General features: G+C 43.3%; 22 protein-coding genes and 1 pseudogene. 2 read left to right on the top strand and 21 right to left on the bottom strand.

From position 1 onward, the window contains the following. Positions 1-15: 15 nt before the first annotated feature. The 21 genes and pseudogenes from KV40_RS29025 to KV40_RS37075 form a co-directional block, all read right to left on the bottom strand. Positions 16-213 carry a HAMP domain-containing histidine kinase gene (locus KV40_RS29025; RefSeq protein WP_036488661.1) on the bottom strand — a complete coding sequence of 66 codons (198 nt, stop codon included), beginning with the start codon at positions 211-213 and terminating at the stop codon, positions 16-18. Then, positions 200-902: pseudogene (gene rppA / locus KV40_RS29020) on the bottom strand (two-component system response regulator RppA). Before rppA (KV40_RS29020) ends, KV40_RS29025 begins: the two are co-directional and overlap by 14 nt. 166 nt (positions 903-1,068) lie before the next feature. After that, positions 1,069-1,428, bottom strand: coding sequence for a MerR family DNA-binding protein (locus tag KV40_RS29015; RefSeq protein WP_052056053.1), 360 nt, complete (start codon positions 1,426-1,428; stop codon positions 1,069-1,071). A gap of 26 nt (positions 1,429-1,454) precedes the next feature. Further along, on the bottom strand, positions 1,455-1,628 hold the full coding sequence (locus KV40_RS35880) for a hypothetical protein (RefSeq protein WP_172657361.1): 174 nt from the start codon (positions 1,626-1,628) through the stop codon (positions 1,455-1,457). A gap of 61 nt (positions 1,629-1,689) precedes the next feature. After that, on the bottom strand, positions 1,690-2,022 hold the full coding sequence (locus KV40_RS29010; protein WP_052056052.1) for a DUF5676 family membrane protein: 333 nt from the start codon (positions 2,020-2,022) through the stop codon (positions 1,690-1,692). A 34-nt stretch (positions 2,023-2,056) separates the two neighbouring features. Continuing rightward, positions 2,057-2,251, bottom strand: coding sequence for a hypothetical protein (locus tag KV40_RS35405; protein WP_156114235.1), 195 nt, complete (start codon positions 2,249-2,251; stop codon positions 2,057-2,059). Between the two features lie 60 nt (positions 2,252-2,311). After that, complete coding sequence (locus tag KV40_RS29005; protein ID WP_052056051.1) at positions 2,312-2,728, bottom strand: saccharopine dehydrogenase NADP-binding domain-containing protein; 417 nt, start codon at positions 2,726-2,728, stop codon at positions 2,312-2,314. A 35-nt stretch (positions 2,729-2,763) separates the two neighbouring features. Beyond that, a complete protein-coding gene (gene glgP / locus KV40_RS29000; protein WP_036488659.1) occupies positions 2,764-4,629 on the bottom strand; it encodes an alpha-glucan family phosphorylase in 1,866 nt (621 codons plus the stop codon). Beyond that, positions 4,622-5,332, bottom strand: a complete 711-nt coding sequence (locus tag KV40_RS28995) for a class I SAM-dependent methyltransferase (RefSeq protein WP_036488656.1) — start codon at positions 5,330-5,332, stop codon at positions 4,622-4,624. The genes glgP and KV40_RS28995 overlap by 8 nt, the downstream gene beginning before the upstream one ends. 58 nt (positions 5,333-5,390) lie before the next feature. Next, on the bottom strand, positions 5,391-5,567 hold the full coding sequence (locus KV40_RS35400) for a hypothetical protein (RefSeq protein ID WP_156114234.1): 177 nt from the start codon (positions 5,565-5,567) through the stop codon (positions 5,391-5,393). 37 nt (positions 5,568-5,604) lie between these two features. Continuing rightward, complete coding sequence (locus tag KV40_RS28990) at positions 5,605-6,303, bottom strand: TVP38/TMEM64 family protein (RefSeq protein ID WP_036488653.1); 699 nt, start codon at positions 6,301-6,303, stop codon at positions 5,605-5,607. A 31-nt stretch (positions 6,304-6,334) separates the two neighbouring features. Next, positions 6,335-6,811, bottom strand: a complete 477-nt coding sequence (locus KV40_RS28985; protein WP_052056050.1) for a DUF1622 domain-containing protein — start codon at positions 6,809-6,811, stop codon at positions 6,335-6,337. A 15-nt stretch (positions 6,812-6,826) separates the two neighbouring features. Further along, entirely contained in the window at positions 6,827-7,477 is a 651-nt protein-coding gene (locus KV40_RS28980; protein WP_036488651.1) for an isoprenylcysteine carboxylmethyltransferase family protein, read from the bottom strand. After that, positions 7,474-7,716 carry a DUF2933 domain-containing protein gene (locus KV40_RS28975; RefSeq protein ID WP_036488648.1) on the bottom strand — a complete coding sequence of 81 codons (243 nt, stop codon included), beginning with the start codon at positions 7,714-7,716 and terminating at the stop codon, positions 7,474-7,476. Before KV40_RS28975 ends, KV40_RS28980 begins: the two co-directional genes overlap by 4 nt. A 12-nt stretch (positions 7,717-7,728) precedes the next feature. Further along, positions 7,729-9,198 carry a multicopper oxidase family protein gene (locus KV40_RS28970; RefSeq protein WP_036488646.1) on the bottom strand — a complete coding sequence of 490 codons (1,470 nt, stop codon included), beginning with the start codon at positions 9,196-9,198 and terminating at the stop codon, positions 7,729-7,731. A gap of 112 nt (positions 9,199-9,310) precedes the next feature. Next, positions 9,311-10,234: a cupredoxin domain-containing protein gene (locus KV40_RS28965; protein WP_253274421.1), complete on the bottom strand. Its 924-nt coding sequence runs from the start codon at positions 10,232-10,234 to the stop codon at positions 9,311-9,313. A 106-nt stretch (positions 10,235-10,340) separates the two neighbouring features. Further along, the gene (locus KV40_RS28960; protein ID WP_081942965.1) at positions 10,341-12,614 is read right to left on the bottom strand and encodes a heavy metal translocating P-type ATPase; all 2,274 of its coding nucleotides are present in this window, start codon (positions 12,612-12,614) and stop codon (positions 10,341-10,343) included. A gap of 52 nt (positions 12,615-12,666) precedes the next feature. Further along, positions 12,667-12,912 carry a heavy-metal-associated domain-containing protein gene (locus KV40_RS28955; RefSeq protein WP_036488641.1) on the bottom strand — a complete coding sequence of 82 codons (246 nt, stop codon included), beginning with the start codon at positions 12,910-12,912 and terminating at the stop codon, positions 12,667-12,669. 58 nt (positions 12,913-12,970) lie between these two features. Further along, on the bottom strand, positions 12,971-13,246 hold the full coding sequence (locus KV40_RS28950) for a hypothetical protein (protein WP_253274420.1): 276 nt from the start codon (positions 13,244-13,246) through the stop codon (positions 12,971-12,973). Positions 13,247-13,622: 376 nt separating this feature from the next. Beyond that, complete coding sequence (locus KV40_RS35395) at positions 13,623-13,820, bottom strand: hypothetical protein (protein ID WP_036488637.1); 198 nt, start codon at positions 13,818-13,820, stop codon at positions 13,623-13,625. Then, positions 13,808-13,936 (bottom strand): hypothetical protein, encoded by a 129-nt coding sequence (locus tag KV40_RS37075; protein ID WP_256381178.1) that lies wholly within the window; start codon positions 13,934-13,936, stop codon positions 13,808-13,810. The genes KV40_RS35395 and KV40_RS37075 overlap by 13 nt, the downstream gene beginning before the upstream one ends. Positions 13,937-14,285: 349 nt before the next feature. Here KV40_RS37075 and rppA (KV40_RS28940) point away from each other — a divergent pair, with 349 nt between their 5' ends. Together rppA (KV40_RS28940) and rppB are read left to right on the top strand one after the other, a co-directional pair. Further along, on the top strand, positions 14,286-14,990 hold the full coding sequence (gene rppA / locus KV40_RS28940; RefSeq protein ID WP_036488634.1) for a two-component system response regulator RppA: 705 nt from the start codon (positions 14,286-14,288) through the stop codon (positions 14,988-14,990). Continuing rightward, entirely contained in the window at positions 14,917-16,329 is a 1,413-nt protein-coding gene (gene rppB / locus KV40_RS28935; RefSeq protein WP_253274419.1) for a two-component system sensor histidine kinase RppB, read from the top strand. Before rppA (KV40_RS28940) ends, rppB begins: the two co-directional genes overlap by 74 nt. The last annotated feature ends 41 nt before the right edge of the window (positions 16,330-16,370 follow it).

Below are 16,370 nucleotides of genomic sequence, written 5' to 3'. Positions count from 1 at the left end.
AAATATCAATAAAAGCTAATTGCTAGTTGGAAGCTTGATTGTAAACGTACTGCCCTTGCCTAGCTCGCTTTTAACTTCAATACTGCCTTGGTGAGACTCGGCGATCGCTTCCCAAACCCCAAACCCACAGATAGTTAGTAGCAAACCTATTACCCCAGTATAGATAGCTGTCAGCCGCCAGCGAGTCGAACGAAATATACTATTTTGGTTCATTGGTAGTTTGGAGACGATATCCTATGCCATAAACGGTTTCAATTAAAGGCTCGCAACCATATTCGGTCAGTTTGCGTCGCAGTCGTCGCATATGTGCTGCTACCACATTACTATTAGGTTCTACTCCCACTTCCCATAACTGATTTAGCACCTGATTGCGGGTAACAATCTGATTGGGATGTCGTATGAAATACTCCAACAGCAGCAACTCTTTATTGGTTAACTCGATAATCCGCGTCTCTTGTGGGGATTTTTGAAAAGAAATTGTATGAGTACCCAAATCTAAGGTGTACCCGTTCACCTGAAGCTGCTGGGGTTGAAATTGAGGCACTCGCCGACTTAATGCCCGCAATCGCGCTAGTAGTTCCTCCGTGCTAAAAGGTTTGATCAAATAATCATCAGCACCAGCATCCAAACCAGCCACCTTATCTTCCATCCGATCTTTAGCAGTTAGCATCAATACCGGCAGAGAACTATGCTGCGAGCGCAACCATTTACAGAGTTCCAATCCCGATTTACCAGGCAGCAGCCAATCGAAGACAGCTATGCTATACCCATTACCTTTAGTTTCTAGATACCATTCGGCTTCAGTACCGTTTTGTACCCAGTCTACAATAGGCTTCTCGGTCTAATGACCGTTTGATAGCTGCACCTAAATCTGGCTCATCTTCTACAAATAGAATTCTCATAGCAATACAATTCGCTCGATACCCTAGACAGTTTTCCAAAAAGTCGCTTATCAAAAATTTCTTCTACTACTTGATTTAATTAAAAGAAAAAAAGTTGAAGAAACCGTGAGGTTTTACCGAGCTAGCAACTTTAGCGAACAAAATATTAACTTATGGCAAACAATACCTACTCTGAAAGGAAACTTTTTAACTCGCCTTGTAAACGTTTTAACTGCTCAATCTGGCAGTCAATTTCGCAGATTTTGTCTTTCAGCTTCTGTTTGACCCCACAGCTCAGAGGTTTTCTTTGCTCGCAGATTCTAAGAAGCTCTCCAACTTCCTCAAGGCTAAGACCCAGTCTTTGAGCCTGCTTGATAAAAGCTAGACGAGAAAATACTTCTTCTGAAAACTGTCGAAAGCCGCCTCTGCTTCGCCCAGATAATTTTAGTAAACCTAGTTCATCATAATAGCGAATTGTTTGAATGGGAATACCGCTTTGAGCGGCTACCTGACCGATAAACAGTAGGTTATTGTTTTTGGTTAACATAGACTTAATTTCAGATTCAAATTTACTTAACCAGAGAAATGGCTTAAGGCTTGATGAATTAATCCAGGAGAATGACAGACAAGTAAACAGGCACCAAACATTGCCACCATTCCCATAGCTGTTTTGACTAGCTTATTGGTGCCTGTGAAATAGCTTTGGGAACTGGAAGTATCTGTCATCTCAAAAACTTGTTTATTCATAGAATTTACTCCCGATCGGGGTTGCTTAGTTGGTATGAAACTCTCGGTTTCTCAATGCTTCCTATACATCTCGAATTTTCGATTTGACTAAAAAACGGTTATAAAGCCAAACTATTAAAGCAGTGTAAAAAGCAGTTCCCAATGACCAAAATAGAATACCGACAATAAAACTGCCCCAATTAACTAGTAAGGGTAGATTGGTCAAGTCGATGTGAATTATATAGCTGAAAAAAGCCATAGTTGACTGGGGTGCTATTAAAATAAACAGGAAGCAGATTACATAGACTACGCCCGTTATGGCAGCAGTAGCTATAAAAAGCGATCGCACATTGAGCTTCATCACCAAAAATCTGCTAATACGATGATTATTTCTGGGTTGAATGTTGGATTTCATTATGTAACCTCCGATGTTTTAAAACTTTACTAAACTAAATTACTTTTGAATCGACCGATTCTGGCGATTCTGGTTTCAACTCACTGCGGCTGAGTATCAGACCATTCCCCTTCAAATTCTCTATAAACTCAAGGGGATCGAATAGCTGCTCGATATGGAACACACCAGATGGCAACGAAGAAGTATAAAGATGTTCGGCAACTTTTGCTGCCACCAAACCCGTTATCACTGCTTCTTTTTGCCCTCGTATTGAAGGTTCGTACCAGGCAAGCTTCCCATCAATAATTCCTCAGCTAACTAACAAATTAGTCAATCCTGGAGCTAATCCGACACTAAGCACTATAGTATAACCGTGCTTTCTAGCTTCAGAATCGAGGGCTTCAATCTTAGAGAGAAATTTATAACTGGCTGAAATATCTACATAGTGAATTCCTCGGCGTAAGCATTGCTCCACGAACTGAGTATCCCCTTGGTCTATACAAGTCACTACCACAGCTACATCCCTCAGCTCGCTTTCCCGTACCTTATAAATATCCAATGCCAAGGGCAGTACTTGTCGCTGAGTTTCTGACGACAATTGTTTTGCTTTGTGATAATTTCTCCCAGCAGCTACAACTCGACTGGGAAACCGTTTGCCCAAGGTAGTAGCAATAACTCGACCAACGCTACCGTATCCTCCTACTACTAAAATTCTGCCATTTATCATGGTTTTCCCTCCAATATCCTAGAATGGGGAATTGCTCAAGATCGCGATAGATAGGCATTGGTAACATACTGCTGCACCATGCGATGGGTGTTGAAAAAGGAGGCGTTCAGGGCAATAGACTGTCGCATCAGCTCGATCCATCCTTCGCGATCGCGATAATACATGGGTACGATCTGATTCTGTAGCTTATGGTATAAGTCCTCCCCATCCTCTTGGTTGAGAAATTCCGAACTAGAGGTTTCTGACTCCCTCGAACCGATCGACCAACCAGTAACCCCTTCGATACAACCCTCAACCCACCAGCCATCCAACACGCTAAAACTGGGAACTCCGTTGTGCGCTGCTTTCATGCCAGAGGTGCCAGAGGCTTCTAAGGGTCGCTGGGGCGTGTTAAGCCAGAGGTCAACTCCCGATACGATTGTCCTGGCGAGATCGAGATCGTAGTTCGGCAGAAAAACTACTGAAATTTCACCCTGTAACTGACGGGCAACCTCAAAAATTCGTCGGATCGATTCTTTGCCAGGATGGTCTTGGGGATGTGCCTTCCCCGCAAACACAAATTGTAGTTGACCTACTTTGCTGACAATCTCCCGAAGACGATCGAGATCTGAGAATACCAAATCTATTCGTTTGTAAGCAGTAGCCCTGCGAGCAAATCCAATTGTCAAAATATCCGTTGCCAGGGAGACGTTAGTTCGCACCTTAATCAATTCGAGCAGCTGAGTTTTAGCAGCAAGATGAGCCTGCCAAATTTCATTTTGGGGAATATCGATTGCGTGCCTGAGCATCGCAGGATCTTTGCTCCAGCCAGGAATATAGCGATCGTAAAGAGTTCTGAAACTATCGCAAGTCCAAGTCCATGAATGGACGCCGTTGGTGATGTGGTGAATCGATTGAGCCGGAAACATTTTTTGGGAGACTTCTTCGTGTCGCTTAGCTACCCCATTGACATAGTGACTCAGGTTGAGTCCCAGCACTGTCATGTTTAAGCGATCGCTCCCAGCCAGCATTTGCAGGACATCTAAAGGGATAACTTCTTCTCCAACAGACTGCACTAGCTCGTACCCAAATCGATCGTGTCCTGCGGGGACGGGGGTATGAGTGGTAAAGACGCACTGACTTCTGATGCTGTTAAAGTCCCATTCTGCCGCTCGTTCCTGATGCTGTCTGTTTAAGAGTTCCAAAACTAGCAAACTGGCATGACCTTCATTCAGATGAAATCGCTCGATACCGCGATAGCCGAGGGCATTCAGCATTCTCACTCCACCGATGCCGAGCAAGGTTTCCTGGGCAAATCGATATCTTTCATCTCCACCGTAAAGGAAGTCAGTCAGAGTGCGGTCGTAATCTGTGTTTTCTTCCACCCCAGCGTCTAACAAAATCAGGGGAACGGTATAACCACTGAGTCCGATGATATCGTATTGCCAAGCTCGAACTCGAACCAGTCGCTGCTCGATTGTGACCTCGATGCTTTCAGTCAAAGGGCGCAAAAACCGCTCTGGTTCCCATTGTACGGGCTTTTCCTGCTGATTTCCCCACTCATCTAGTACCTGCTCGAAATAGCCTTGGTGATAGAGTAAACTCACCCCGACAATGGGGACTCGCAAATCGGCACAGGACTTTAAGGTATCCCCAGCCAGAACGCCTAAACCGCCACTATAATTGGGGATAGCAGAACCAACTGCCACCTCCATTGAAAAATAAGCAATTTGCCGATTCTCTTTTGCTTCATCGTAGCCATTAGCAACCAGTGCCGTGGCGTATTTCTCTGGATGCTCAAAGAACTTGTAGCGACAGAATTCCGAGCAGAAGTGGATTTGCCGCTCCTGATAGAAAGCACTTAGTGCCCTTTCTCCTTGAACGGTCATTCCACAAACTGGATCTTTAAAAATGCTATTCATAATACACTTTCTCCTCTTTTCTCTGCCCGACAGCAATATAAGCAAAGCCCAGCAATAGCTCGGTAAAGGAGATATTTTGCAAGTATTTATCGAGCGATTCCCAGGGGTGTCGGCTTGCCATTTGCAAGTTGCCGCCAAAGGGACGAATAAATAGGAAACTCAACAGAGGCGCAAACCTTGCCAGCCAATTGTCTGGAATCTTAAAATCTAAAATTACCCAGCGTTCTCCAGGGGAAAGTGCCTGAGAACCATTTTGGATCGCGAGATCGCATTCAGAAACCAGGGTAATGCCCCAGGTGGAGATAATGCCATCTACACCAATGGGAAATTGATAGAAAGTTACATCACTCTGCATTAACTCGACATTTGACCAACCATTTTTTTCCACTCTTTTTTGAGCTTGTGCCAGCATCGCGTCGGTTAGATCGACACCAATGATTTTTCCCTCTGAACCAATAGCTTTTTCCAATAAAGGAAAATTCAAACCCGTCCCGCAGCAGAGGTCTATAACCGTATCTCCAGGTTGTAAATTGAGAGAGGCGATCGCTTTTTGACGATAGCTCCCATAGCCGAAGGGACTAAATATCATACCAAGTAGGTATTCGCCGAGAAAATCGTAATTTTTGGCAATCTTTTGGTAAATATTTGCTATTCTTTCGCTTTCATTTTTATTATGAATATCTTGTTGTTGATTTAAATTCATTTTTACCTCCTTGAGTAGTGAGGTTAATCTTTAACAGAATTTTGTTATTTCACTAGCTTTAATTTCTCGGCAGTTGGCGAGGATAGTAATTTTCGCATCTTCCTCGAAACCATCCATCCATCATTCCCCACCTACCCCACATCATGCCTGACATTCCGATAAAGCCAATTAAAATAGTGAGAATAACGCCAGATATGAAACCAATTGCTCCGTAAATTACAGGTTTATTGTTCATAATTTTGTCTCCATTATTTGGTTTAAATTTTCTGGTTTTATTCGATGCGAATAATATCTTGCAAACCGAACCAGTTGTAGCGTCGAATGCCCCAAGGCAAGCCAATCAGTAAAATTAAGAAAATTACTAGCAAGGCAATTCCTAAAAGTTTTCCCACCTGAAAAGCTGCTCCCATATAAGTTAGAAAAAAAGTAGAAGGAATCATCCCCAGCAGTGTGGAAGTGGAATAGATCGGCAGAGATAGTCCCGTTATCCCCGCACCATAACTGATTAAATCAAAAGATAAAACAGGTAATAAGCGAGTAATAAAGATTAGCCAGCCTAAATAAATTTCTCCCCGATTTTTGCTGAAATAAATTACTTTTCTCGTCAGTGCATAAACTGCGGATCTGCCTAAAGTTCTGCCAATAAAATAAGCAATTAACCCGCCTAAAAAACCGCCGATGATGCTATAAATTCCTGCGGCTAAAGTCCCCCAAACTGCCCCAGCAGCTACGGTTAAAGGTGCGCCTGGAATGGGACTCATGACCACAGCTAAGGCAATCAGGCTGATATAAACGATTATTCCCAGAGAACCCAGCTCCTGAATTGCCTCTCTTAATCCTTCAGGATCGAGCAAGTTAATCTCGGATTTTTCCCTCAACCACCAATAAACCAATACAGATAGTATTAACACTGCCAGAGCAATGCTGTTTTGACGATTAAATAAAATTTGCTGCTTCTTTGGTTTTTTCATCGAATCTCTGGTATTTTAACCGCAACAGAAGTCAAAAGTCTGTTTTCTTTCCCCGAATGACTTTTCTTTCGTGGGGGTGTGTCTTTGCTTCTAGCTGGTCAACCTCTTTATGTAGGAAAAAGTTGAGAAAAGTACGAATTCCAGTAACAGTAGCCAGTTTTCCCAGATCATCCCAACTGGGAGAGACAGCAGTACTGACAATATCAGCAGCTAAGAGGAACTCTAGGGATAGAGCAAGTGCCAATCCTAGATCGAGGCGGATCATTACCCAATTTTGTTGATGACCACTCGATTTTAAAGAACGGAGGAACTTTAAAAGCGTCCGCACTGCGGCAATGACAACGATCGAGATCGCGATTCCTTCCAAAAAAACTTTTACAGCAGCTACCACGTGATAAAGTAATCCTTCTGCCAATTGGACGAACTCAGAACCGGGTCCTGGAAAGGCAACCCAAAAATAGTAATTAATGGGGAACGCTCCATAAAAGTTAACTTGCAAGGCTAGCATGGCACAGGGCTCAATTCAGCTTTTATCCTTGACTGCATTACCGAAACGCGGGAAAAAGGCTGGAGTAGTTGCAGCATAGCGATCGTACTTTTGACCGAATTTGAACCGCATTTCCCGTTCTTCTTGTAATGCCAGTCTGGAGTACATAAAAATTAGTATGGGAAACATTAGTAGGGTCAGAATGGTGGGCCATTGAAGTAAAAAACCAAGCAGAATTGTAATAAAAGCAACGTATTGAGGGTGGCGAATTCTGGCGTAGGGTCCTGCAAGAGCCAAGGTTTTACTGCGTTGGGCTTCATAGAGTACTTTCCAAGCAGAAGCGAGTAAAATGAAGCCTAGTAAAATAAAGACATTACTCAGAATATGAAGGAAATTAAAATGAGGATCTCCTTTCATACCAAAGATTGTCCACCAGAGATGCCCAGCATCATGAGACAGGATATCCAACTGGGGATAGCGAGTTTGCAGCCAACCTGAGAGCAGATAAATGGTTAGAGGAAATCCATACATTTCCGTAAACAGTGCCACGATAAAAGCAGAAAAAGCACCAAACAAACGCCAATCCCGTGGGCTTTGGGGTTTGGTGAAGCTAAAAGCAAAGATGATAAAAACCAAAGAGTTAATAATTACTACAAACCAAAGTCCGTAGGCAGGGGGATGGTTCATCGTTGACCTCCTTCAGAATCTTTGTTATGACTGCTCCCGTGACCGCCATGACCGCCATGACCGCCGTGCATAAATAGATGCATAAAAGGGCAAGCTAGTAACAGCAACCAAGGCAAGACGGGAATTATGTGTACCCAGTGTTCGGCTACGAGAAAAAATGCAGCAATACCTAGAAAGACTAAAAGAGCGATGCCAGAAGGCGATCGCCACCGCCAAGCAGTTCGAGAATGATGAGTCATAAATACCTCCTCTTAATTTGTAATTTCCATAGTGCCCATCATGCCCAAGTCCTCGTGATCGAGAATGTGGCAGTGATAGACGGTTTTTCCTGTAAAATCGGCAAACCGAGTGCGGATGCGGACGGTTTCCCCTGGGGACACGACAACCGTATCCTTCCAAGCCCGATAGGGCGAGGCTCTGCCGTTACGCGAAACGAGCTGAAAGTTGTTGACGTGGATGTGTAGGGGATGATCCATCACCCCTGTATTGACTAGCTCCCAATCTTCAACTGCGTTGAGACGCACCCGAGTATCGATGCGATTGGAGCTATAGGTTTGACCGTTAATAAGAAAAACCATACCCATCCCAGGAGCCATGCCGTGATTAATCTGAAAGCGTCTTACCGTCTCGGGTTCTGGTAGTTCTTCTACAGGAATGAGCTGCTGGGGTAAGGGGAGTGAAGCAGTGGAATTGCTATAGGTAAAAGTCGCCAAAGTCTCAGGATTTCTCTGGGTAAAACTTCCTCCTCTCATGCCCCTGCCCATCATACCGCCACCCATCATGCCCATCCCCCCACGGTCGTAAGGCAGATTCAATAAACGGTATTGTCCTGGTTCTCTCTCCCCTCGCACCAAAACCTCAGTTCTTTCCCCAGGAGATAGCAGTAGTTGTCGAACTTCTACTGGTTCTGAGAGGGCACCTCCGTCTGAAGCAATTAAATAAAAAGGATGGTTTTCGAGTTCCAGTCGGTAAAAGCGAGATGTTGAAGCATTTACAATACGCAGACGTAACAAATCACCAGTAGCAATGGAGAAAGTGGGCTTAACTCGACCGTTAATTGTCACCAACCGCCCTTCTCTGCCCGTCATCCGTGCCATAGGGGAAGGCTGGATAATCCGTCCGTTTCTGTCTAGCTCGAAATCCTTGAGAAGTAAAAATTCTTCTTTCGCTGCTTTAATTTCGGGAATTTCATCTAGTTCTCCTCTAACGATAAATAATCCTGCCAAACCACCAAATAACTGTTCGGCTACCAAACCGTGCAGGTGGGGATGATACCAAAACGTTCCCGATGGGTGATTAGAAGGTATGGTAAATTCGTAGGTTAAAGTTTCCCCAGGAGGAATCACTAGAAAAACATTGTCAGCATTCCCAGTGGGGGTGACATGTAAGCCATGATAATGCAGGTTAGTGGGTTGAGTCAGGCTATTGGTAAAGCGAAGACGTACCGTATCCCCTGGTTTAGCTTCCAGGCGCGGTCCAGGAATCTGTCCGTTGTAGGCTAAGAGATAAGCCTGAATACCTCCTAGATTTACAGTACGGTAACTGGCTTCGAGGTCGAGAGCTAAAACTCCGTCAGTGCTAGCATGAACTTGAGCCAGGGCTATCTGGTTATCGCTTGAAATTTGCGTTCTTCCCGACTGTTGCTGGGAAAGTAAGACTGCTCCTGCACTAGCAGCACTGAGGAAGAAAAATTGTCGGCGGTTAAATTTAAGTTTATCCATAAGAATTAGCCTCAATATCCAGCCATCGCTCACACTTATTTTTCAAGAAATATGTATGCACGCCAGCGTCAATCTTTAGATTGCTGCTAGTTAGTTATGCTGTTCGCGAACCTCAGTTTCGGTCATGGGTAATTACTTTTTCACCTCTATTTTGTTGGCTAGCAGTTCCAGATTCTCGGACTTCGACAATGCCATGGAACATTTCCATGCCACAGGTAAATCGATATTCCCCTGGTTGATGCGGCGTAAACTCCAGCGAGATCGCCTGATTCAGTGGCAAGTCTGCCTTAATATTGAAATCTGGTAGCAAAACTTTCCCCAGACAATTATTAGGGTCTTGCCTGAAAAAGTTTAGTCGCACGGGTAAACCAGCTTGGACGATAATTCGCGCTGGTTCGTAGCCCCGTTCAACTTTAATATCCATTTCTTGAATCCCTTGATGCAGTTGAGCTGATAAAGCTTCGGGTTCTGCGAGTTCTCTAACCGCAGGAATATGACTGTTATGATTAACTTGGGAAATATCTCGATCTGCTCGATCTTCTGTATTCTGAACCTCTACCACTCCACGAAACATATTCATGCCACAGTGAAAGGTGTAACTTCCTGACTTTTGGGGGGTGAATTCTACGGTCGTAGTTTGATTCAGAACTAGATCCGCAGCCTGGTGAAAATCGGGAAACAAAACTTGTTCAAGGCAACTGCTAGGATCTTGGCGGAAGAAATTTAGTCTTACTGGTTGACCCAAATTGACCACAATTCTATCTGGAGCATACCCGCCATCGACGATAATATCTAGTTCCTGAACTCCCTGATGAGTTTGCGCTTGTTGAGATTTAGTTTTACTGAAAACAAACCACCAAACTTCAGCCCCAATTAACCCCAAGCCTCCTAATGTGACTAATAGTTTTAAAGATAAAGGTTGTTCGATCTGAGGGAATTTATTGCTCGATTCTGCTTGGGCATGAGAAACTTGAGCAGTACCAAACATCAAACCAAAACTTAATAAAAAAGTTGAAATTATTGTTTTTTGATTCACTTTGTTCACCTAATGATTAACTATAAATACAGCAGGATTATTGAGATATGCTAAAAAAATATTGAGGAACCAATCTTGCTATAAATTGATTTCCTACACATCAAAATTAGACGTAAGTTTTGGGTTTAAAATTGCGTAATCTCAAAGCATTTGTAACCACAGAAACTGAACTAAAAGCCATAGCAGCACCTGCAATTATTGGATTTAGTAACCAACCAAAAAAGGGATACAAGACACCTGCTGCAATGGGAATACCGAGTGTATTGTAGATATAGGCAAAAAAGAGGTTTTCTTTAATATTTCTCATGGTGGCATGACTCAGTTGAATCGCCGTGACAATTCCCCTTAAATCTCCAGAAATTAAGGTTAAATCGCTAGCTGCCATCGCTACATCTGTACCCGTACCGATCGCAATGCCCACATCTGCCTGTGCCAAGGCTGGAGCATCGTTAATGCCATCTCCAACCATAGCTACGATTGTATTTTTATGTTTTCGGCTTTTTCTCTCTTGTTGAATTGATTGAATAATACTGGCTTTTTGGTCGGGACGCACTTCAGCAAAAACTTTTCCGATACCTACTTCAGATGCGATCGCTTCTGCCGTTTTCTGATTATCTCCCGTTAACATTACCACTTCTAAACCCATTCTTTGCAGGGTTTTAACGGCTTCAACCGAAGAATGTTTAATGGCATCAGCAATGCCCATTAAGCCTTCAATTTTTCCATTAACAGCTATTAAGGCAGTGGTTTTGGCTTCAGTTTCCCATTGTTGGCGGTTTGATTCTAAAGTTTGGGTATCAATTTTTAAGGCATCCATCCAGCGTTGTGTGCCAATTTGGACAAAATTTCCCGACACATTTCCTTGTACTCCCATTCCCGCTACAGCTTCAAAATTAGTAACTTCAGGTAGGGGTGTTTGTATGCCTTGAGATTGGGCATAATTAACCACTGCTTCTGCTAAAGGATGTTCGGAATTTTTTTCCACCGCAGCCGCCATGGCTAACAACTTAAGTTCATTATTATTAGCATTACCTGTTACAGTTATATAGTTGGTAACACTGGGTTTTCCTTGAGTAATTGTTCCAGTTTTGTCGCATACAATTGTATTTAGTTTGTGTGCCAATTCCAGACTATCTGCACCTTTAATTAAAATCCCATTTTCTGCACCTTTACCCGTACCCACCATAATCGAAGTCGGGGTTGCTAAACCTAAAGCACAAGGACAGGCAATGATTAAAACTCCTACTGTAGTAATCATCGCTAGAGTGACATTGCCTATTGTATTGAACCAGATGAGAAAAGTGAGAACTGCAATGGCTATTACTACGGGTACGAACCAACCCGTTACTCGATCTGCTAAATGTTGAATGGGAGCTTTACTGCCTTGTGCATCTTGTACTAACTTCACAATTTGCGCCAAGACTGTATCTTTACCGACTTTAGTAGCTTTAAATTTAAAACTTCCTGTCTTATTTATGGTCGCCCCAATTACCTCATCCCCTGTTTCTTTTTTAACAGGAATCGGTTCCCCCGTTACCATTGATTCGTCAATTGCAGAACCACCTTCAATTACCTCTCCATCTACAGGAATTTTTTCTCCTGGACGAACCACAATTACATCTTCTACTACTACTTGTTCGATAGGAATATCGATCTCTTGGCGATCGCGAATAACTCTGGCAGTTTTTGCCTGTAACCCCATTAATTTACGAATCGCTTCGGAAGTTTCTCCCTTTGCCCGATTTTCTAACAATCTTCCTAAGAGAACCAAGGTAATAACTACTGATGATACTTCGTAGTAAACTGCCACCTCAATCCCCTGAGATTCTAGAACCTGGGGAAAGGCAGTAGCAAATAGAGAATAAAGATAGGCTACAGCAGTCCCTAAAGCTACTAAGGTATCCATGTTTGCCGAATGGCGTTTAAACGCTTTCCACCCGCCTACAAAAAAAGCTTTTCCAACCCAAAACTGGACAGGCGTTACCAAAACTAACTGCACCCAAAAATTCTGCAACCATGCAGGAACCCAAGAGATTTCTGTCCCGATCATCATCGGTAAAACGCCAATCACTAACAAAATGCTAATAATTGAACCTACGATCACTTTCCGAGTAATCTCTTGTTGTTCGGCTTCTCTGGCTTTTTTCTCCTCGTCTTCTTCTCGCTCCGATTCTTTAAAAGCAGCATATCCTGCTTCTGATACTGCTTTTTGAATACGTTTCAAGTTAGTTTTTTTTGTATTATAAGATACCGTAGCTTGAGAGACAGCAAAATTAACATTGCATTCAATAACGCCAGGAACGTCTTGAATCGCTTGCTCGATACTATTGGCACAAGAGGCACAACTCATGCCTTTCAAACGTAAATTCTCTGTTTCCATAATTTACTCCCATGCTGGTTGAGGATTGATTTGTTCAGAGGCTACGGTATTGCTACTGAACCTTGGTTGAGTCAGGTTGTTTGTCGAAGGATCGAGAAGCGTATCCAGAACTAGCAAGAGCTTTTTGAATTCTCTCTAAATTCACGCGCTCTGAGTTGTGGTGAATAGTGACTTGTTTGGTTGCCATATCGACCTCACATTTATTCACCCCAGGCAGACTTTGAACTGCTCTTTCGATAGTCTCGGCGCAAAATTCACACATCATATTTTCCAATTGCAGATAGCTTGTCTTGCTCATGACTAACTCTCACTAATAAAAATTTCAGGATGGAGACTTGAGATTAATGCGGTAACTATTACTCTGCTGTTTGCTCGTTCATTCCCCGCTCGGGGTGGTGGTTAGGATTCCCAGACATCCCAGAACCATCTTCTGTCATGGAGTTATCCTGCCCCATCATGTTGTCCATCTGTCCCATCATCTGTTCCATGTGTTCCATCATTTGTTGATGATGCTGACGCAGCTGCTCTGGGGTCATCTCAGCCATCATTTGATTCATTTGACCCATTCTCTGTTGCATCTGACCCATCATTCGTTGTTGCTGTTGCCGCATTTGCTCTGGGGTCATGGGCATTTCCGACGTTGTTTGCGCCCAAGATGGAGTTGCACTCAGTATTAGCCACGCCAGTCCAGCTAACGCAGCGCTATTAAAGGTTTTACCGATTAGGTTCATTTACATTCCCCTTAAGATTATGATAATCTCTCTAGTTAACTAGAGAGTTTGCTTACTGTAATAAAAGTTTAAAAAACTCGGATTTACTCTCCGCTCGAACATCTACTATTCACATTTCCAGATAAAAATGACTTCAGGATGAAACGAGCCAGAGAGCTTAACAAATCGTCAAAAGCTATTATTGCTTAAGGGTTCAATTCGGCTTTTATCTCGACAATTAACTCGATCGCCTCTCTAACTACCGCCTCTCCAACCACATTGAATGGAAAAACCTTGTTTATTTATCCTCGGTGTTAGGATTACATTCCTTACTTTTACTTCGATCCCGTTCTTGGGTTCGATACTGATATCTTGGTTCTGGAGATACCAGATTGGACTGTATAAGAACGTCAACTGTCTCATCGTCCGCGTTCAACCGCAGATTTATACCACCAGATATCCCTCCTATTAACGTAAAAGTATCTACGCCAACCATTTCTCCGCTGATGGTTTCAATGCTATTGGAATCGTATATTCTGCCGTACCAAGAGCCTTAATACAAGCACCACTCCACTGCTTGCCAGAACGCATCATAGAACTTTGCCGAGCCATCCATTGTGGGTGCTGTCGCTCGAGCTGAGATTGATTGGTTGTCATCTTAGGAGGAACAACCCCTTTGTGCAACAACGCCGTTAAATTAAATTAATCATAATGAAGAAAGGAATTGCAGATCGAAAAAAACTTATGTCTACATCGGAGGCTATTTTAGCTTTTTCTAAATCCCATCATATCATCCTGATTTCATAATCATCTGTCAGTATTTGGTATAGAAAATTACTGAAAACTATCGAATAAATTTGTTGCGATTGCGATTATTTGTGTCGTGTAGATGCAGAAGTAATACTAATGATCTAATTAATACTTTTAGAATTTACCTAAGTCCGATTGGGAAAAATGTACTATGCGAATATTATTAGTTGAAGACGAGCCAGATTTGGGTGCAGCAATCAAACGAAATCTCCACCAAGAAGCCTATATTGTAGACTGGGTGCAAAACGGTACTGAAGCCGAATGGTATTTAAGAGACAAAGCTCAAGAATATACCATAGCTATTTTTGACTGGCTGCTGCCTGGACAGACGGGTATCGAACTCTGTCGCAAGCTAAGGTTGCAAAAGAACACTCTGCCAGTATTGATGTTAACCGCTAAAGACAGCATCGAAGATAGGGTAGCAGGGTTAGATGCGGGTGCTGATGATTATCTAATCAAGCCTTTTGGTACGAGCGAACTACTAGCAAGACTGAGAGCTTTACAGAGGCGATCGCTTTCTATTCAACCCCAACAGCTACAGATAGGAGATCTGACTTTAGACTGCGGTACTCATGAGATTAGCATCGGTAAAGATTTAGAACGGGGGCAAACCATATTGCTCACCAATAAAGAGTTTCAGATACTGGAGTATTTTATGCGCCATCCCAATCGAATCGTGACTCGCGACCAGATATTAGATCGGCTATGGGAGTACGGTACAGAACCGACGAGCAACGTAGTAGCTGCCCAAATGCGAAGGTTGCGACGTAAGCTAGAGCAATATGGTTGTCAACTACCAATTGAAACCATCTACGGCATCGGATATCGTCTCAGCACCAATGATGAACCAAAATAATATTTTTCGTTCGACTCGTTGGCGACTGACGGTTTTTTACACGGGCGTAATTGGGTTTCTTTTTTTAGTATGTGGGTTCGGTGTCTGGCAGGCGATCGTTCACGCTCACCGCGTTACTTTAGAACGGGAATTAAAATCCGTTGCGGGAAATCTACACGACAATCTCGAATCGACTCTCCGACAGCCAGGAAAGCTTGAAAATGCTTCCTTACGATATTTGCCCAGTTTGTATATTTATCAAAATTCTAACTGGGTTGAAATAAAACCAACCGAACCGCATCGACTCAACCCAATCGATCGGGGCGATTACTATATCAGGTTGTTAGATGCTGGGGGCGATCCCATCGCTCAAGCTGGAATAGAACCCAGCAGCTTGCCTCTACGAAGATTGGCAGCAGACAGCCAGTTAATCGAAGATCGCCTGGGCGATCGCTACCAGCAAATTTCTCTACCCCTCTCCTTACACGACCTTGACGGTAAAAATTCACTTTGGGGCTACATAGAGGTGGGGCGTTCCTGGCAAGAATTTGATAGCTATCTCACTTCGATAAGACTGACAATTTTATGGACAACGCCAATTATTATCCTGTTAGTAATCGCAGTCAGTTGGTATTTAGCTGGTTTGGCAATGCGACCACTGTATCAGTCTTATCGCCAAATCCAACAGTTTACCACCGATGCCGCTCACGAACTGCGAACTCCTCTAGCTGCCGTTCGCGCCACACTTGAATCTCTTACCAGAATGGCTCATTTTTCTGAGGCTGAAGCACGGGATATCCTTAAGGTTATCGAACGTCAAAATCTCAGATTATCGGAACTAGTAAGCGATCTATTATTTCTCTCTCGCTTCGACAGACAAATAAAACTAGGCGATCGCTATCCTTGCTCCTTACAAGACATTCTTGGCGATATCGAAGAAGAGCTTGCAGCATTAGCTCTGCAAACAGGAATAACGTTAAGTAGTAGCTTTGAGTTGACTACTCCGATAATAGTTATGGGCAATGAAGAACAGCTATATAGAATGGTGTTTAATCTGGTTGCCAATGCCATAAACTACACTCCTACTGGCGGTCGGGTAACGATTTCTCTTGGGTATAACAACCAGCACGCTCTAATTCGGATCGCAGACAATGGCATCGGTATTACTCCCGAACATCATGCTAAGATTTTCGATCGCTTCTATCGGGTTGGCGGCGATCGCTCTCGTCATTCTGGTGGCTCTGGATTGGGGTTGGCAATAGCCAAAGCGATCGCTCAATCCCATCGAGGTAGCATTCACGTTCAAAGCGAGTTAGATAAAGGTAGTACCTTTACAATTCAACTTCCTACGTACGGCTAGTAAATTCTATGTATTTCAAGCGCAGAGAAATTCTCTTTTGA

The sequence above is a fragment of the Myxosarcina sp. GI1 genome, assembly GCF_000756305.1.
Classification (GTDB): Bacteria; Cyanobacteriota; Cyanobacteriia; order Cyanobacteriales; family Xenococcaceae; genus Myxosarcina.
The sequence above is the reverse complement of the archived record's forward strand: the minus strand, read 5'-3'. Positions and strand labels throughout refer to the sequence as shown.

Excerpts from the sequence above, each read along its gene's own strand:
- KV40_RS29025 (WP_036488661.1), bottom strand. The coding sequence starts at position 213 with ATGAACCAAAATAGTATATTTCGTTCGACTCGCTGGCGGCTGACAGCT.
- KV40_RS29015 (WP_052056053.1), bottom strand. The coding sequence starts at position 1,428 with ATGTTAACCAAAAACAATAACCTACTGTTTATCGGTCAGGTAGCCGCT.
- KV40_RS35880 (WP_172657361.1), bottom strand. The coding sequence starts at position 1,628 with ATGAATAAACAAGTTTTTGAGATGACAGATACTTCCAGTTCCCAAAGC.
- KV40_RS29010 (WP_052056052.1), bottom strand. The coding sequence starts at position 2,022 with ATGAAATCCAACATTCAACCCAGAAATAATCATCGTATTAGCAGATTT.
- KV40_RS29005 (WP_052056051.1), bottom strand. The coding sequence starts at position 2,728 with ATGATAAATGGCAGAATTTTAGTAGTAGGAGGATACGGTAGCGTTGGT.
- glgP (WP_036488659.1), bottom strand. The coding sequence starts at position 4,629 with ATGAATAGCATTTTTAAAGATCCAGTTTGTGGAATGACCGTTCAAGGA.
- KV40_RS28995 (WP_036488656.1), bottom strand. The coding sequence starts at position 5,332 with ATGAATTTAAATCAACAACAAGATATTCATAATAAAAATGAAAGCGAA.
- KV40_RS35400 (WP_156114234.1), bottom strand. The coding sequence starts at position 5,567 with ATGAACAATAAACCTGTAATTTACGGAGCAATTGGTTTCATATCTGGC.
- KV40_RS28990 (WP_036488653.1), bottom strand. The coding sequence starts at position 6,303 with ATGAAAAAACCAAAGAAGCAGCAAATTTTATTTAATCGTCAAAACAGC.
- KV40_RS28985 (WP_052056050.1), bottom strand. The coding sequence starts at position 6,811 with ATGCTAGCCTTGCAAGTTAACTTTTATGGAGCGTTCCCCATTAATTAC.
- KV40_RS28980 (WP_036488651.1), bottom strand. The coding sequence starts at position 7,477 with ATGAACCATCCCCCTGCCTACGGACTTTGGTTTGTAGTAATTATTAAC.
- KV40_RS28975 (WP_036488648.1), bottom strand. The coding sequence starts at position 7,716 with ATGACTCATCATTCTCGAACTGCTTGGCGGTGGCGATCGCCTTCTGGC.
- KV40_RS28970 (WP_036488646.1), bottom strand. The coding sequence starts at position 9,198 with ATGGATAAACTTAAATTTAACCGCCGACAATTTTTCTTCCTCAGTGCT.
- KV40_RS28960 (WP_081942965.1), bottom strand. The coding sequence starts at position 12,614 with ATGGAAACAGAGAATTTACGTTTGAAAGGCATGAGTTGTGCCTCTTGT.
- KV40_RS28955 (WP_036488641.1), bottom strand. The coding sequence starts at position 12,912 with ATGAGCAAGACAAGCTATCTGCAATTGGAAAATATGATGTGTGAATTT.
- KV40_RS28950 (WP_253274420.1), bottom strand. The coding sequence starts at position 13,246 with ATGCCCATGACCCCAGAGCAAATGCGGCAACAGCAACAACGAATGATG.
- KV40_RS35395 (WP_036488637.1), bottom strand. The coding sequence starts at position 13,820 with ATGGTTGGCGTAGATACTTTTACGTTAATAGGAGGGATATCTGGTGGT.
- KV40_RS37075 (WP_256381178.1), bottom strand. The coding sequence starts at position 13,936 with ATGGCTCGGCAAAGTTCTATGATGCGTTCTGGCAAGCAGTGGAGTGGT.
- rppA (WP_036488634.1), top strand. The coding sequence starts at position 14,286 with ATGCGAATATTATTAGTTGAAGACGAGCCAGATTTGGGTGCAGCAATC.
- rppB (WP_253274419.1), top strand. The coding sequence starts at position 14,917 with ATGGTTGTCAACTACCAATTGAAACCATCTACGGCATCGGATATCGTC.